This window comes from Planctomycetia bacterium, from assembly GCA_021413845.1.
In the GTDB taxonomy this organism is placed as follows: Bacteria; Planctomycetota; Planctomycetia; order Pirellulales; family PNKZ01; genus PNKZ01.
On sequence record JAIOPP010000044.1, the window covers coordinates 1 to 15699 of the forward strand.

The window sequence follows — 15699 nt, forward strand, 5'->3', positions numbered from 1 at the left end:
AGATCTCCAATTCCGCTTCCCGTAACTTCTGAATGATCTGCTCCACTTTCAAGCGCTTCGTCCCCATGATCGCCTCCCTTTTTCAAGTGATGGTCGTCAGTCTACGACTGACGACCGGACTCGTTTAAGGGGGGCAGGTCAAATTATCAGGTTCACTAGCCCATGAGTTGAATCAGCCGCTCACTGCGATTCTCAGCAACGCTCAGGCAGCGCTGCGTTTCCTTGCCCATGAGAACGCCGACCTCAACGAGGTGCGCGAAATCCTGACCGACATCGTGAACGAAGATAAGCGCGCGGGTGAAGTCATCCGTCGTCTTCGTCTGTTGCTCAAGAAGGGTGAGGTGCAACATCAGCCTCTGGATATGAACGAAGTGGTGCTGGAAGTTTTGAAGCTCCTACGCAGCGACCTTGTGAACCAGGGAGTCACCACGCAGACGGAACTCGCTCCGGACCTGCGCGACCTTCAAGGCGATCGCGTTCAACTCCAGCAGGTGTTACTGAATCTCATGATGAATGCCTGCGATGCCATGACTAACAATGCGAGAGACGATCGCCGGATCATCCTCCGCACGGACTTAGCCGGAGGCGATGCGGTGAGCATATCCGTGGCCGACTTCGGCGCGGGCATTGCCGCGGATAAAATGGAACAGGTCTTTGAACCGTTTTTCACCACCAAGCCCAACGGCATGGGGCTCGGTTTGGCGGTTTGCCGGACGATCATCGCAGCACACGGCGGACGGTTGTGGGCCACCAATAATCCTGAGCGCGGCGCCACCTTTCATTTCACCCTGACGTTACCCAACAAGGCGTCCTCATGAGCCAGCCGACAGCGACTGTTTTCGTCGTAGACGATGACTCCGCCGTGTTGAAGAGCCTGACGCGTTTGTTGAGCTCGGCGGGCCTCACGGTGGTCACGTTTTCCTCCCCACGCGAGTTCCTGGATCGGCACGATCCGATGTCACCGGGTTGCCTGTTGCTGGACGTGGCGATGCCCGGCCTGAACGGCCTCGAACTTCAGGAAGCGCTGAAGGCCGGCGGCCATAATCGGTCCATCGTGTTTCTTTCCGGTCGCAGCGACGTCCCCATGAGCGTGCAGGCGATGAAAAGCGGCGCCGTCGATTTTCTTACCAAGCCGGTGAACGACGACGACCTGCTCAAAGCCATTCGCACCGCGCTCGCGAAGGATCAACATGATCGGCAGAATCGCGACGAGGTCGCCGAGATCGATCGACGGCTGGCGACGCTAACGCCGCGGGAGCGCGAAGTGTTGGAGCACGTCATCTCCGGCCAGCTCAACAAGCAAACTGCCGCTGAACTGGGCACCGCCGAGAAAACGATCAAAGTCCACCGTGCGCGCGTTATGGAAAAACTGAACGTGCAATCCGTCGCGGAACTCGTGCGACTCACTGAAAAGGCACGTATTCGGGCTAGGTGACGAGCCCTCCTTCGGCAATCGGCTTTTTGCCTCACCGACGTCTGAATGCCTCGGTCTTAGCGTATTGGCCTAAGGTCCAATAGGTTTCTCCGTTTGACGGAGTACCCTCTCGCTCATGCGCGAACGCTGCCGTCGATCGCCGTCGTGGATGATGAGGAATCGATGAGCATCGCCGTGGCGTGACTCAGTCATAGCTCTAAGTCGATTACCGAGTCAGCCGGCGAGTGGTCTCGCCGATTTGGTGCTCAAGATGCGCGACCGAGAGCTTGGGATGAGCGACGATTCGGATGGACGGGTTTGACGAGCGGAAATCCAAGACGAGAGGAAACCGACGATGGCGACAGCAACTTTGTCCGCACAGGAAGAGGCCATCCAGTCAGGGAAGACGACGCTGCATGGCACCGTGACCGAGCGGATTCTCAGGTTGTATGAGGCCGTTCGTGGTTACGGCCCGCCTCGTATTACCGTGGATCGCGCCGTTCTGTTCACGGAATCGTTCAAGGAGACCGAGAACCAGCCGCTCGTCCTGCGCTGGGCCAAGGCGCTTGCGCATTTCGCCGACAAAGTACCCGTGACGATTTTCCCCGACGAGCTGATCGTCGGTCGACCCAATACTTGGCTCGGTCGCTGGGGGATTGTCTATCCGGAACTTGACGGCGACATCATGCCCTCCGGGGTCGAGATGTTCCGCAAGAACAAGGGCCAGCCGGGCGAGGTCGTGGTTTCGGAAGAGGATGAGAAGGTCATCAGCGAGGTACTCACGTCCTACTGGACGGGCAAGGACTATGCGACCGGTTATGTAAAGTCGCTCCCGCCGGACACGCGGTTCATGGAGTACGGGCCGGACCCCAAGAATACGATCTTGATGACGGTCGTCGTTTTTGCGTCCTCTCCCATGAGGCACTCGCAGAACTGGACGCCGGATTGGAGCAAGATCCTGACTCGTGGCGTCAGAGGAATCCGTGAGGAGGCCGAGGCGAAGCTGGCCGCGCTTTCGGAACCCCGCGACTTCGTCCACAAGAAGCCGTTCCTCGAAGCCGTCATCATCACCTGCGACGCCATGACGACCTGGTCCAGGCGTTACGCGGAGCTCGCAACCGAGTTGGCCGCAAAGGAGACGAATCCTCAGCGCAAGAAGGAGCTGGAGGAGATCGCTGAGATCTGCCGGTGGGTTCCGGAGAATCCGGCGCGCACGTTTCGTGAGGCGCTCCAGGCGCAGTGGTGGGGCCAGATCTTCAACCGCATCGAGCAGACGTCGAGCGCCCTGGGCCAGGGCCGAATGGATCAGTATCTATTGCCGTTTTATCGAAAGGATCTGGCCGAAGGCCGGATCACAAAAGAATCGGCCATGGAACTATTCCATTGCCTTTGGATAGCCATGTCGCAGGTCGTGGAACTGAAGCTCAACCCGGTGGTTGCTGCAGGCACGGAAGGGTTCGCTCAATTCTCGAATGTCTGCGTCGGCGGGCAGACGGTCGACGGCCGGGACGCTACCAACGAGCTTTCATTCCTCATCCTTGAATCGCTTCGCGGACTGCACCTGACCAGCCCGGATCCGTGCGTTCGGATCCACGCCAACACGCCCGACGCCTTTTTGCACCATGTCGTGGAGTGCATCAAGGACGGCAAGGGGTATCCGAAGCTGCTCAACGATGAGATGGTCATCCCCTTCTACCTCGCCAATGGCGCCACCATGAAGGAGGCGCTGGACTGGAACATCTCGGGGTGCTGCGAGAATCGACTCCCCAATCGGGAAACGAACGTCACGGCCTCCGGCGGCATTAACTACGGTTCCATCGTCGAGTTGACATTTCGCAACGGCAAACTCAAGGTCTTCAAGGACCTCCAATTCGGCGTTGAGACCGGTGATCCGCGGACATGGACGAGCTTCGACGATGTCTGGAAGGCATTCTGCGCACAGGCCAAGCATCTGGCCCGGCATGCACTGATCCAGCAACACATCGCCTATCAGATCAAGCCGGAGTACTTCGCCGCGCCGGCAACGTCCATGCTTCACGACTTGGCGATGACCGAGTGTCGCGACCTGCACACGCACGGCGAGTACTTCCCGGGCTCCATCGACCACGGCACCTTTGAGGCGATCGGCAAAGGCACTGCGATCGACAGCCTAGCGGCAGTCAAGCACCTCATCTTCGACACCAAGAGGCTAACCTGGGACCAACTCTTGACGGCGATTGAGGTCGACTGGAAGGGCCACGAAGCCATTCGACAGATGTGCCTCAACGCACCCAAATATGGCAACGGGATTGAATGGGTGGACGCCATTGCCTTTGACATCGAGAGTTTCGTGTTGGACTTCCTGCATCAGCATCCTAAGCCCCACGATCAAGCCTTTCTGCTGCGTCAGATCCCGATCACGTTCCATGTTCCGATGGGAAAAGTTACGTGGGCCACACCTAACGGAAGAATGGCCAGCGAGTATCTTTCCGAAGGAATCTCCGCTTCGCACGGCATGGATGTGAAGGGGCCGACGGTGTCGCTCGCTTCCATGGCTCGGGGCCGAAATCTAAGCTATCGGGAAAAGGCGGGCGACCTGATCAATATGAAGTTCAGCCCGCCCACCGTGGCCGGAGAGCCGGGCACGCGACGCCTGATGCAGATCATTCGCACTTGGTGCCAGCTGAAACACTGGCACATTCAGTTCAACATTCTCAACCGAGAAACGCTGTTGGCGGCGCAAAAGGAGCCGGAAAAGTTTCGGAACCTGATCGTGCGCATTGCGGGTTACTCGGCGTACTTCGTGGACCTGTCGCCGACGCAGCAGGCGGAGATCATCGCGCGAACTGAAGAACAAATGGGATAGCGATACGAAGGTTGACTCGTCCTCCAGCACGAACTCTGAAATATATCCAGATCCGAAGGAAGCCAGCATGGAACTTAAAGGCAAAACCGCCATCATCACCGGGTCGGCCCGTGGCATCGGCGAAGGCATCGCGATGGTGCTCGCGCGCGAAGGGGCGAATGTCGTCATCAATTCCCGCAAGTTAGAAGAGTGCGCGGATGTGGTGAAGAAGATCACGGCCGCAGGTGGTCGGGCGATCGGGATCGGTGCTGACGTCAGCAAGAAAGACGAAGTCGCCGCAATGGCGGCCGAGACCGTCAAGCAGTTCGGGGCCATCGACATCTTGGTGAACAACGCCGGGATCGAAAGCCATCCTGTACTGACGATGGAGCTTGAAGAGGAGTCTTGGGACCGCGTCTTGAACGTGAACCTCAAGGGCTCTTTTCTTTGTTGTCAGGCGGTGATCCCCCAGATGATGAAGCAGAACAAGGGTCGGATCATCAACATCGGCTCGACGGCATCCATCCGCATCGCGTTCTTCGGGAGCGTGGAATACACCGCATCCAAATACGGCCAAGCAGGCCTCGCGCAGCATTTGGCGTGGGAACTTGCGGATTCCAATATCACTGTCAACACGGTCTGTCCGGGTAGTGTGCAAACGCCGTTGATGGAAGCGGGCACGACGCCTGAGTACCGGGCAATGACGGTCAAGAGACTGATTCCGCTGGGGCGCTTTACCAAGATCGAAGAGATCGGCGAGACCGTGAGCTTTCTCGCGAGCGATCGCGCGGCCATGATCACCGGCCAGATGCTCGCCGTAGACGGCGGGGCTCTTACCGGTTTCGGAGAGGATCTACGGGGCACCGTCCGCCAGCGAATGGCGGACTTCAAGAGCAGCGGTAAGTAGTGACATTTCCGGCGGACTAAAGAAGCATTCGCCGGCGTGCCCGCGGCATAACGCCTGAAGGACTAGACGGAACTATGCAATCGTCGCGTCGCATTGCGATCAACATCGGTGGCGGCTTCGTGCCCGGTCTGAACGCCGTAATCACTGGTGCGGTCCTCGCCGCCGACGAACTGGGCTGGGAGGTCGTCGGCATTCGAGACGGATTCGATGGCCTGTTGTTCCCCGATCGGTATCCCGACGGCGGTCTAGTGAAGCTGACGCGTGAGATGGTTGAGCACTTCGCCGGCACCGGCGGATCGATCTTGGGGACCGCAGCCCATACCGATCCGTTTCACGTACGCATCGTCAACTCAGATAACGCGGTCGAAGAAGTCGATCGCTCCGATGAGCTGCTGGGAAAACTTCGCGAGCAAGGTATCGACGGAGTGATCTCCGTCTGCGGCATGCGAGCCTTGAGCATCTTGTTCAAGCTGCATCGCAAAGGCCTGAAAACCATCTGCGTACCGAAGTCGGTCGAAAACGACATCGCGGTCACGCAACTCTCCTTCGGCTTTAATAGCGCGCTGGGCTTTGCTACCGAGATCCTCGATCGCATCCGTCTGGCATCCGAATCCGCGCAAAGAATCGGCGTAGTGGAAGTCTTGGGCGAGCACACGGGTTGGTTGGCGTTGCAGGGAGGCATGGCCGTCTGCGCCGATGCCGTATTGATTCCCGAAATCCCCTACGACTTGACGAAGGTTGCCGCGAAGTTGCGCGCCCGGATGCAGGGAGGACGGAGGTCTGCTCTGGTCGTCGTCGCCGAGGGCGCCGTTCCAGCGGCATCCTTGCCGTCTGAGACGAAGTCGATCGATTCGATGAAGGCCTCGCTTTCTCCGGGCGCCACGGGTCATGCAGGCGCTCATGTGATTGACCGCTCGGGGCACGTGGCGACGTCGGTGGCGCTGCAACTTCAACGGCTCACCGACCATGAGACCTACCCGCTCGTGCTAGGCGACTTGGTAAAAGGAGGTCCGCCGACCGCAGTCGATCGGCAATTGGGACTAAGCTACGGAGCAGGCGCCGTGCGTGGCCTCCACGCCGATCAAAGCGGCGTCATGGTGACGTTCCAGCCGCCGGACCTGAAGTTCGTGCCGCTAGCCGAGGCGATCAACAAGGTCCGGACCGTTCCTGCGGACAGCGTGTTCATGCAGGTTGCACGCTCGCTTGGAATTTGTTTCGGAGACGAGGTGGCGCCATGAGTCAGGAAGTTCCCAAAGGCGTCGTTCTGAACATCCAGCACTTCTGTACCAACGACGGCCCTGGGATTCGCACGAATGTGTTTCTCAAAGGCTGTTCGCTACGCTGCAAGTGGTGCAGCAATCCGGAGAGCATCCATCCGAAACCGGAATTGGCGTATGACCTCAGAAAGTGCATCGGTGAAAAAGAATGCGGCTTGTGCTTGAAGGAGTGCCCCGAGTCGGCGATCTCGGTCATGCCGTCTGACGGCAAAGTACGGATCGATTGGGATCTGTGCACGAACTGCGGCAAATGTGTGCCCGTTTGTCCGCCGAATGCGCTCTACCTGTTCGGCCAGGCGATGACCGTGGACGAGGTTCTCGCCGAGGTCGAACAAGACGGCAGTTTTTATCGTGAGTCCGGCGGAGGCATCACGCTGTCCGGCGGCGAGTGCGTGTTGCAATGCGACTTCAGCGCCGCACTGTTGGAAGAGGCGCACCATCGCGGCATCAATACGGCGATCGAAACGGCGGGAAACTACCCCTGGTCTTTCATGGAAAAAGTTCTACCGCACGTCGATACGGTCCTGCACGATCACAAGCTGACCGATCCCGTCCGGCACAAGAAGTGGTGCGGCGCGGATAACTCCCGCATCCTGGCCAATTTCAAGCGGGCCTATGAGGCGTATCCCGACAAGACGTTCATCGCCCGTACGCCGGTGATCCCCGGCGTGAACGATGACGAGGAGCACATCCGCGCGGTACTGGCGTTTATCCGCCCGTACCCGAACGTGGTGAAGTACGAGCTGTTGCCGTACCACCGCTACGGAGAGACGAAGTACGGATTCCTCGGGCGCGTCTACGACCTCGATGACTTCAACAGTCTCGACCCCGCGACTCTACAACGACTGCAGGCCATCATCGACGAGTCGTTCGGCACCACCAAGACGTAGGTCGGCCGGCTCGCCGTCGGCGCGTAGGAAGTGAGAGACGGTCGAATGAAAGCTCACAACTCTCGAATCAAGGAACTCTCGAAATGAAAGCCGTCACCGTCGAACCCAACAAAATAGGAACGGCCCGGCTGGAGGATGTTCCTGAGCCTGATCCTCGCAACGGCAGCGTGCTGGTGGAAGCCATCGCCGTCGGAGTATGCGGGACCGATGCTGAGATCGTGGAAGGCAAGTACGGCTGGGCTCCCCCGGGAAAGACTCGACTTGTGCTGGGGCACGAATCGCTCGGCCGGGTGCTGGAGCCGGGTGGCAGCGCGCTCAAGCAAGGGGATCTCGTAGTCGGCATCGTGCGGCGCCCTGACGGAGTTCCCTGCCCGAACTGTGCAGTCGGCGAGTGGGACATGTGCACCAACGGCCTGTACACGGAGCGCGGCATCAAGGAGATCGACGGCTTCATGTCGGAACGCTGGCGGATCGAGCCCGAGTACGCGATGAAGGTCGATTCATCCCTCGGGCTGCTCGGTGTTTTGATCGAGCCGACCACGGTAGTCACGAAAGCGGTGGAGCAGGTCATCGCGGTCGGTCAGCGTGCCTTTTGGGAGCCACGGACCGTGCTTGTTACCGGCGCGGGCCCGATCGGCCTGCTCGCCGCATTGATCGCCAAGCAACGGGGGATGGAGGTTCACGTTCTCGACCGAGTCGAGACGGGCTCAAAGCCGGAATTGGTCCGCGCCCTGGGTGCAACGTATCACACCGGAACCGTCGCCGACTTGGGATTTGCGCCGGACGTCATCATCGAATGCACGGGTGTCGGGCAGGTGATCAATCACGCGATCCGAGGAGTCGGCGCGGGAGGCATCGTCTGCCTGACGGGGGTCGGCGCCGGTGGTTCGACCGTTGGGCCGCCCGTGGCTGATGTCGCGGCGGCCGCGGTGTTGAAGAACAATGTCGTCGTCGGCAGTGTCAACGCGAACAAGCGGCACTGGTACAAGGCGGGTGAAGTCTTGGCTCGTGCGGATCGCACCTGGTTGGAACGCCTCATCACCCGTCGCGAGAAGCCGGAAGATTTCAAAAAGGCACTGCAGCGGAGTCCCGACGACATCAAGGTCGTCATTCAATTTTCGGAGGTCTGATGGCAGAATCAAACAGCCGGAAAATCCCTTGGAGCCTTTTCGTCTCGGAACTGATCGGGACGGCACTGCTCGTCCTGGTCGGCCTCTCGCTGGTCATCCTGATGTTTGGATCCGGCACTCCGATGGCGCGGTTGATCCCCAGCGAGAGCTTGCGAAGCCTGATCACGGGTTTTCTCTTCGGCACGACCGGGGCCACGATCGCGTTGTCGCCTGTCGGGAAGGTTAGCGGAGCGCATATCAATCCGGCAGTCACGGTCGCCTTCCGATTGATGGGGAAGCTCGACTTTCGCACTACGCTCGTCTATATCGTCGCCCAACTGGTCGGCGCCGTGATGGGCTCGTTGCCGCTCCTCTTGTGGGGCTCGATGGGATCGAGCGTGGACTTCGGCGCGACCTTGCCGGGTTCCGGCTATTCTCTCTCGACGGTCATTTTGGGCGAAGTTGTCACGACCTTTACGATGGTCGCTCTGCTCGCCGTTTTTCTGAGCTTCCGGAGCATCCGCCCCTTCACACCTGCGATCTTCCCGCCACTCTACGCGATCATGGTTTGGATTGAGTCGCCGATCTCGGGAACCAGCACTAACCCTGCGCGCAGCTTCGGCCCGTCAGTTATCTCCGGGCAATGGGAGGGGTGGTGGATCTACTGGATCGGGCCGATGGCTGGAATGCTCTTAGCCGTGCTCGCTTGTAGTTACCTGGCAAAGCGCATTGAAGTCGCCAAACTGTATTATTTCGACAGCGACCATGACCGCCTGTTTCGCCGGATGGCCGCGCAGCGTCATAAAGAGCGCGAACCCTCGCCCTCTTCATGATCAATAAGCTAATTTCGCGTGAGCTGGAAGTGACGGAGCGCGTCACCCGCGACTTTCCGGCGGTGGCTCCTGAATTCGCCCGCCTTCGCTTGTTGGCCTAAGGTCCAATGTCCACTCCTCGTCTGACTGGCTATTTTCTCATTCATGAGCAAAGCTCGACCTCTCATTGCCGTCGTCGATGACGAGAAATCGGTGCGCATCGCCGTCGAGAGGCTGTTGCGCTCGGCCAACTTCGATGTGGAGACATTTCCTTCCGGTATCGAGCTTCTCGAAGCGTTGAAAACCCATCGACCGGCCTGTGTCGTTCTGGACCTGCACATGCCGCACATGGACGGCTTCACCGTACAGACGCGATTAACGGAGGCGAGCATCCGATTGCCGATGGTCGTCATCACCGGGCACGATGCCACCGAAACTCGAGAACGCGCGCTGGCCGGTGGCGCCTCGGCGTACCTTCGCAAACCGATGGATGACCAGACGTTGCTGGAGGCCATCGCCAACGCCATAGCACAGCCATCGGTGACAAGCGGGACTGATTTAGGCGAACTCCGCGCAAGAGAGGCATCATGAACGTAGGGAAACAACAACCGGAAACTGGGCCATGGAATGATCCCGCGCTAGCCACACTACGCGATTGGGATCCTGTCTGGGCAGATCAGTGTCTGCAGATGTCTGCAAACCCGTGGACGAGCGGCGTACTGCCGCGTAAAGACATCGAACTTATCAGCATTGCGGTGAATGCCGCCTGCACGAACTTGAACGCGGACGGAACTCGTCGCCACATCCGCGGGGCACTCGAAGCCGGCGCGACCCGCGAAGAGATCATGATGATTCTCAAGGTCGCGTCTCTTCTGTCGATCCATTCGGCCAGCTTGGGTGCTCCCCTGCTGCTGGAAGAAGTGAAGGCAGCCGGTGTGCAGGCGATGCCGAAGGAACCGACGACGACGCCGGTCTGCGACAAGATGAAAGCCGCGGGTCAATGGAATGCGGCCTGGGACTCGTTCTTCGAGTTGGATCCGGTCTGGACGGAAGCGATCATCGCCGCGAGCTTACCGGTTTACATCAGCGGCGTTCTTTCGCCGAAGCTCGCGGAGCTAGTGAGCATAGCCGTCGATGCGTCGATCACTCATATGTACGCGCCCGGAACACGCCGCCACATCAAGGCGGCCCTCCAGCTCGGCGCGACGATGGAAGAGATCATGGAAGTGCTGAAGGTCTGTGTGGCGCAGGGTATCCAAGCGAGCAATCTCGGCATACCGATTCTGGCGGAAGAATTGAATAGCTTCCAAAGCCGCGTAGGCTAGTCTTGTGAGGCGGCCGGGCTGAGTGGGCGGCGCGATATTGCGAATCTCGCGTCGCCGCGATTTCGGCCGCGGTGGAACTGAGTGAGCCGATCGCACATGAGGTCGTTTGATTGTTCTTGATCGCGAAGTGCTTGCAACTGAACCGGTACGTTCGATTGAAATACACCAGGCGGGAAACACCATGACTAAAGAACACGAGCGGTTGGATGAAGCACGGCAACCGAGTCAGCCATGGAAGAAGTGGGGGCCGTATCTCTCGGAGCGCCAGTGGGGCACCGTGCGCGAGGACTACAGCGAAAACGGCGACGCGTGGAACTTCTTTACCCACGATCAAGCGCGCTCTCGCGCGTACCGCTGGGGCGAGGACGGCCTGGCCGGCATCTCCGACGATCAGCAGCAACTCTGCTTCGCTCTGGCCCTGTGGAACGGCAAGGACGGAATCCTCAAGGAACGTCTGTTCGGCTTGACGAACAGCGAAGGAAACCACGGCGAGGATGTGAAGGAGTACTACTTCTACCTCGATAGCACGCCGACTCACTCGTACATGAAGTATCTGTACAAGTATCCGCACGCGGCTTTCCCTTATGCCGACCTCGTGAATACGAACCGCGGGCGCAGCCGCGAAGAGATGGAGTATGAACTTCTCGACACCGGCGTCTTCCACGACGATCGATACTTCGACGTCTTCGTAGAGTACGCCAAGGCCGGACCCGAAGACATCTTGGTGCGAATCACGGCGGCCAATCGGGGACCGGACGCGGCGGAACTGCATCTTCTTCCCACGCTGTGGTTCCGCAACGACTGGTCGCGGTGGATCGCCGAGTCGAACCGAGCTGCCGGAAAACCCAATCTCAAGCAGGTCAAGACCTCCGCAGGTTCGAGCGCGGTTGCGGGATCGCATTCGGTGCTCGGCGAGTTCACGCTCTGCTGCGAAGGCGATGCACCGCTCCTCTTCACGGAAAACGAAACCAACCACGAGCGCCTGTTTCCCGGGCAGAAGAACGAGAGTCCCCACGTCAAAGACGGCATCAACGATTGCGTAGTGCAAGGCCATCAGGGCGCGGTGAATCCCGACAAGGAAGGGACTAAGGTCGCGGCGCACTATCGGCGCAACATCGCCGCCGGTCAGTCGACGGTCATTCGCTTGCGACTATCGAAATCGTCTGCGAGCGGAACTCATGACGCGTTCGGCAAGGCGTTCGATCAGGCTTTTGCCGACCGGCTGCGCGAGGCCGATGAGTTTTACAAGTCGGTCACGCCGCCGACCGTGAGTGCCGACCAAGCCAATGTGATGCGCCAAGCACTGGCCGGCATGCTCTGGAGCAAGCAGTTCTTTTTCTTCGACGGCGACAACTGGCTGGATGAGCACAACTCCAACCCACTGCATTCCGGATACCGCAACTCCCGGAACTCCGAGTGGTTCCACATGTTGAACAAGGACATCATCTCGATGCCCGACAAGTGGGAGTATCCCTGGTACGCGGCTTGGGATTTGGCGTTCCACGCGCTGCCGCTGGCGATCGTCGACCCCAACTTCGCCAAAGAGCAGCTGAAGCTGATGCTGAAGGGAAACTACATTCATCCCAGCGGTCAGATTCCGGCCTACGAGTGGAACTTCAGCGACGTGAACCCGCCGGTGCATGCTTGGGCGACCCTGTTTCTCCATCGTACGTCACAGGCTCTCGGCGGCGAGACCGACTTAGACTTTCTCCGCGGCGCGTTCAACAAGTTGACGTTGAACTTCACCTGGTGGGTCAACCGCAAAGACCGCTTCGGCAAGAACGTCTTCGAAGGAGGGTTTCTCGGCCTCGACAACATCGGCGTCTTCGACCGCAGTGCGCCGCTCCCGACCGGCGGGCACCTTGAGCAGGCCGACGGCACGGCTTGGATGGCGCTGTTCAGCCAGAACATGACGGAGCTCGCCGTCGAGCTCGCGGCGCACGATCCGATCTACGAGGACATGGTCCAGAAGTTCGTGGAACAGTTCTACTACATTGCCGCGGCCATCAACCGTTCGGGACAGGAGGGGATGTGGGACGAAGAAGACGGCTTTTACTACGACATCCTGCGACTCCCCGACGGTAGTGCAACGCGGCTCAAGGTCCGTTCCCTGGTAGGGCTGCTGCCGTTGTGTGCGACGACGGTCATCGAGCCGTGGCAGCGAGAACGCATTCCCCGGGCGATGGCCGGCCTCTTAGAGCGGCTGCGCCGGATCCCGGAACTCGGCAACACGTTGCACCCCGTCGGCCCGGACCATTTCGGCGTCAACGATCGCGGATTACTCGCCGTGCTCAATCCCGAGCGGCTTCGTCGGGTCCTCACGAAGATGCTCGACGAAAACGAGTTCTTCGGTCCCCACGGCATCCGCTCGATCTCGAAGTTTCACGAGCAGCATCCCTACATCTATTACCTGGATGGTCAAGAGTATCGGGTGGACTACTTGCCGGCCGAGTCGAACACGGGCATGTTCGGCGGGAACTCCAATTGGCGCGGCCCGGTCTGGATGCCGGTGAACGCGATGATCATCCGAGCCTTGCTGCAGTACTACTTGTACTACGGCGACAACTTTAAGATCGAATGCCCGACGGGCTCCGGCAACCTGATGAACCTCTTCGAGGTGAGCAAGGAACTCGCCGACCGGCTCACGCGAATCTTCCTGCGCGACGAGAGCGGCCGGCGTCCAGTTTACGGCGGCACGGAGAAATTCCAGTCCGATCCCCACTGGCGCGATCATCTGCAGTTCTTCGAGTACTTCCACGGCGACAACGGCGCGGGGCTGGGGGCCAGCCATCAGACCGGCTGGACCGGGCTCGTGGCGAAGTTCATCGAGCTCTTCGGCTCTTTGGATGCGAAACAGGGCCTGGAAATGGGCAAGATGTCGGCGTTCCGCAAAGAGGGAGGGAAGCGCTGACATGGCTGAGCCACGCTATCCCTCCGTTTATCAAATCAACACCCGAGTGTGGCTGACCGAACTATCCCGAGTTCTGGGCAGGCCGGCCACATTGGACGACGTCCCGGACGCCGAGTTGGATCGCCTCTCCAAGTTGGGGTTCGATTGGATTTGGTTTTTGAGTGTCTGGCAAACAGGCCCGGGTGCGCAGCAAGTCTCACGAAACAATCCCGAATGGTGTCGTGAGTTTCATGAGACGCTCCCGGACCTTTGCGAAGCCGACATCGCCGGCTCGGGCTTCGCGATCACCGGCTACACGGTGCATCAGGGCCTCGGCGGGGACGCGGCTTTGGCTCTCCTCCGTGAGCGGCTCCGACACCGCGGCCTGAAGCTCATGCTCGACTTCGTCCCCAATCACATGGGACTCGGCCATCCGTGGGTCGAAGATCACCCGGAGTATTTCGTGCCGGGTACGGAAGCCGATTTGGCTCACGCACCTCAGAATTACACGCGCGTCGAACGTACGAGCGGCGATCAGATCCTCGCCTACGGTCGTGATCCGTATTTCTCCGGCTGGCCCGATACGTTGCAGCTCAACTACGCCGATCCGGCACTGCATGAAGCGATGATCGGGGAACTGCTAAGGATCTCAGGTCAGTGCGACGGCGTGCGTTGCGACATGGCGATGCTCGTGTTGCCGGAGGTCTTCGAGCGAACGTGGGGAAAGGGCGCCCCGCTGTTCTGGCCGGCGGCGACCGGCCGTGTGCGCGAGCGCGCCGCCGACTTCGTCTTCATGGCCGAAGTCTACTGGGATATGGAGTGGACGCTCCAGCAACAAGGCTTCGACTACGCATACGACAAGCGGCTCTACGATCGCCTTCGCGAACACCATGCCCGGCCGGTGCGCGAGCACTTTCACGCGGGACTCGATTATCAAGACAAGCTGGCGCGGTTTCTGGAGAATCATGACGAGCCGCGGGCCGCCGCGACGTTCTCGACGGAGGTCCATCTGGCCGCGGCGGTCCTCACGTTTCTCTCTCCTGGGTTGCGCTTCTTTCATCAGGGGCAATTCGATGGTCGCTTGAAACGGATCTCACCGCATTTGGTTCGCGGACCCGACGAGCCCAAGAACGAAGTATTGGCGGCGTTTTACGATCGGCTGCTCGCCGTTCTGCGACGACCGATCGTGCGCAACGGCCGCTGGCAATCGCTCGAATGCGCGCCGGCTTGGGAAGGGAACGGAACCAACGATTGCTTCGTAGCTTTCAGTTGGCAAGATACCGACGGCACTCGGCTCTTGATCGTGGTGAACTATTCCGACCATCAAAGCCAATGTCACGTGCGGCTCCCGTTCGACGACTTGGGAGACGACCCCTGGCTTCTGGAAAACCAACTCGGTGCGGAAGAATACGCTTGGAACGGAAAGGATCTACGAGGGAATGGGCTGTTTCTGGATGAAGGCCCTTGGAAGACTTCCGTTTTCGCTCTGACGAAACAAGTCCCACGGTAATGCGACGTGCATCGTCGGCCTGGCGGCGCGCTGGGCAAGTGAATTGGTTTTTGGGACGGAACAAGCATGGCAGCGATTGAGCCGCGTTTTGCTTCGCCTCCTCATAGATCGGTGGCGCTCAGCGGCGTGCTCTTTGCCGCGCTCTACATCGTGAGCTTGGTTCTCATTCGACTGGCCGTTCCGGCCGATCCCAACGATCCCGGAGTCTGGCTCACCGACGAAAAGTTTCGCGATTGGATTCGCCTAGCATTGAATCTAGTTCCCTTCGCGGGCCTCGCGTTCCTTTGGTTCATGGCGGTGCTGCGCAATCGCATCGGCTTGCTGGAAGACCGGTTCTTTGCGACGGTGTTTCTCGGTAGCGGCCTGTTGTTCGTGGCGATGCTGTTCACGACCGCGGCCGTTGCCCGAGGAGTGCTGGATGCGTTCGGGGCCGACATCAGCCTACCGAGTCGCATCGATGCCTATCGAGTCGCGCGAGGGATGGCGTATGCGCTGATGCACACGTTCGGGCTGAGAATGGCCGCGGTGTTTATGTTCGTGACCTCCACAATCGGATTCCGTACGGACGTGTTGTCCCGCTGGGTAGCGTACGTAGGCTTCGGCTGCGGGATCGTCCTGTTGCTGGTCGCCACGGATTTTCCCTGGATTGCGCTGGTCTTTCCCGGTTGGGTACTCCTGGTGAGCATCCACATCCTTGTCACTGACGCTGCTCACGCGTCGCGCTAAGGATCTCGGTTTTCT

The 15699-nt window shown here is 59.6% G+C and carries 13 protein-coding genes; all 13 read left to right on the top strand.

Annotated elements, in window-relative coordinates; translation table 11 throughout:
* Positions 1-167: 167 nt before the first annotated feature.
* The 13 genes from K8U03_08415 to K8U03_08475 all read left to right on the top strand — a co-directional run bounded on the left by K8U03_08415 (position 168) and on the right by K8U03_08475 (position 15684).
* Positions 168-818 (top strand): hypothetical protein, encoded by a 651-nt coding sequence (locus tag K8U03_08415; GenBank protein ID MCE9604909.1) that lies wholly within the window; start codon positions 168-170, stop codon positions 816-818.
* A complete protein-coding gene (locus tag K8U03_08420) occupies positions 815-1435 on the top strand; it encodes a response regulator (protein MCE9604910.1) in 621 nt (206 codons plus the stop codon). Before K8U03_08415 ends, K8U03_08420 begins: the two co-directional genes overlap by 4 nt.
* Positions 1436-1769: 334 nt before the next feature.
* Entirely contained in the window at positions 1770-4259 is a 2490-nt protein-coding gene (locus K8U03_08425; GenBank protein MCE9604911.1) for a glycyl radical protein, read from the top strand.
* A 67-nt stretch (positions 4260-4326) separates the two neighbouring features.
* The gene (locus K8U03_08430; protein ID MCE9604912.1) at positions 4327-5145 is read left to right on the top strand and encodes an SDR family oxidoreductase; all 819 of its coding nucleotides are present in this window, start codon (positions 4327-4329) and stop codon (positions 5143-5145) included.
* 74 nt (positions 5146-5219) lie between these two features.
* Entirely contained in the window at positions 5220-6383 is a 1164-nt protein-coding gene (locus K8U03_08435; protein ID MCE9604913.1) for a 6-phosphofructokinase, read from the top strand.
* Positions 6380-7312 (top strand): glycyl-radical enzyme activating protein, encoded by a 933-nt coding sequence (locus tag K8U03_08440; GenBank protein MCE9604914.1) that lies wholly within the window; start codon positions 6380-6382, stop codon positions 7310-7312. The genes K8U03_08435 and K8U03_08440 overlap by 4 nt, the downstream gene beginning before the upstream one ends.
* An 83-nt stretch (positions 7313-7395) precedes the next feature.
* Complete coding sequence (locus K8U03_08445; GenBank protein MCE9604915.1) at positions 7396-8442, top strand: glucose 1-dehydrogenase; 1047 nt, start codon at positions 7396-7398, stop codon at positions 8440-8442.
* Complete coding sequence (locus K8U03_08450; GenBank protein ID MCE9604916.1) at positions 8442-9254, top strand: aquaporin; 813 nt, start codon at positions 8442-8444, stop codon at positions 9252-9254. Before K8U03_08445 ends, K8U03_08450 begins: the two co-directional genes overlap by 1 nt.
* A gap of 144 nt (positions 9255-9398) precedes the next feature.
* Entirely contained in the window at positions 9399-9824 is a 426-nt protein-coding gene (locus K8U03_08455) for a response regulator (GenBank protein ID MCE9604917.1), read from the top strand.
* A 98-nt stretch (positions 9825-9922) separates the two neighbouring features.
* Positions 9923-10558, top strand: coding sequence for a carboxymuconolactone decarboxylase family protein (locus tag K8U03_08460; protein MCE9604918.1), 636 nt, complete (start codon positions 9923-9925; stop codon positions 10556-10558).
* A gap of 181 nt (positions 10559-10739) precedes the next feature.
* Positions 10740-13469, top strand: a complete 2730-nt coding sequence (locus tag K8U03_08465) for a glucosidase (protein ID MCE9604919.1) — start codon at positions 10740-10742, stop codon at positions 13467-13469.
* A gap of 1 nt (position 13470) precedes the next feature.
* Complete coding sequence (locus K8U03_08470) at positions 13471-14958, top strand: alpha-amylase (GenBank protein MCE9604920.1); 1488 nt, start codon at positions 13471-13473, stop codon at positions 14956-14958.
* A gap of 66 nt (positions 14959-15024) precedes the next feature.
* Positions 15025-15684: a hypothetical protein gene (locus tag K8U03_08475; GenBank protein ID MCE9604921.1), complete on the top strand. Its 660-nt coding sequence runs from the start codon at positions 15025-15027 to the stop codon at positions 15682-15684.
* Positions 15685-15699: the final 15 nt, after the last annotated feature.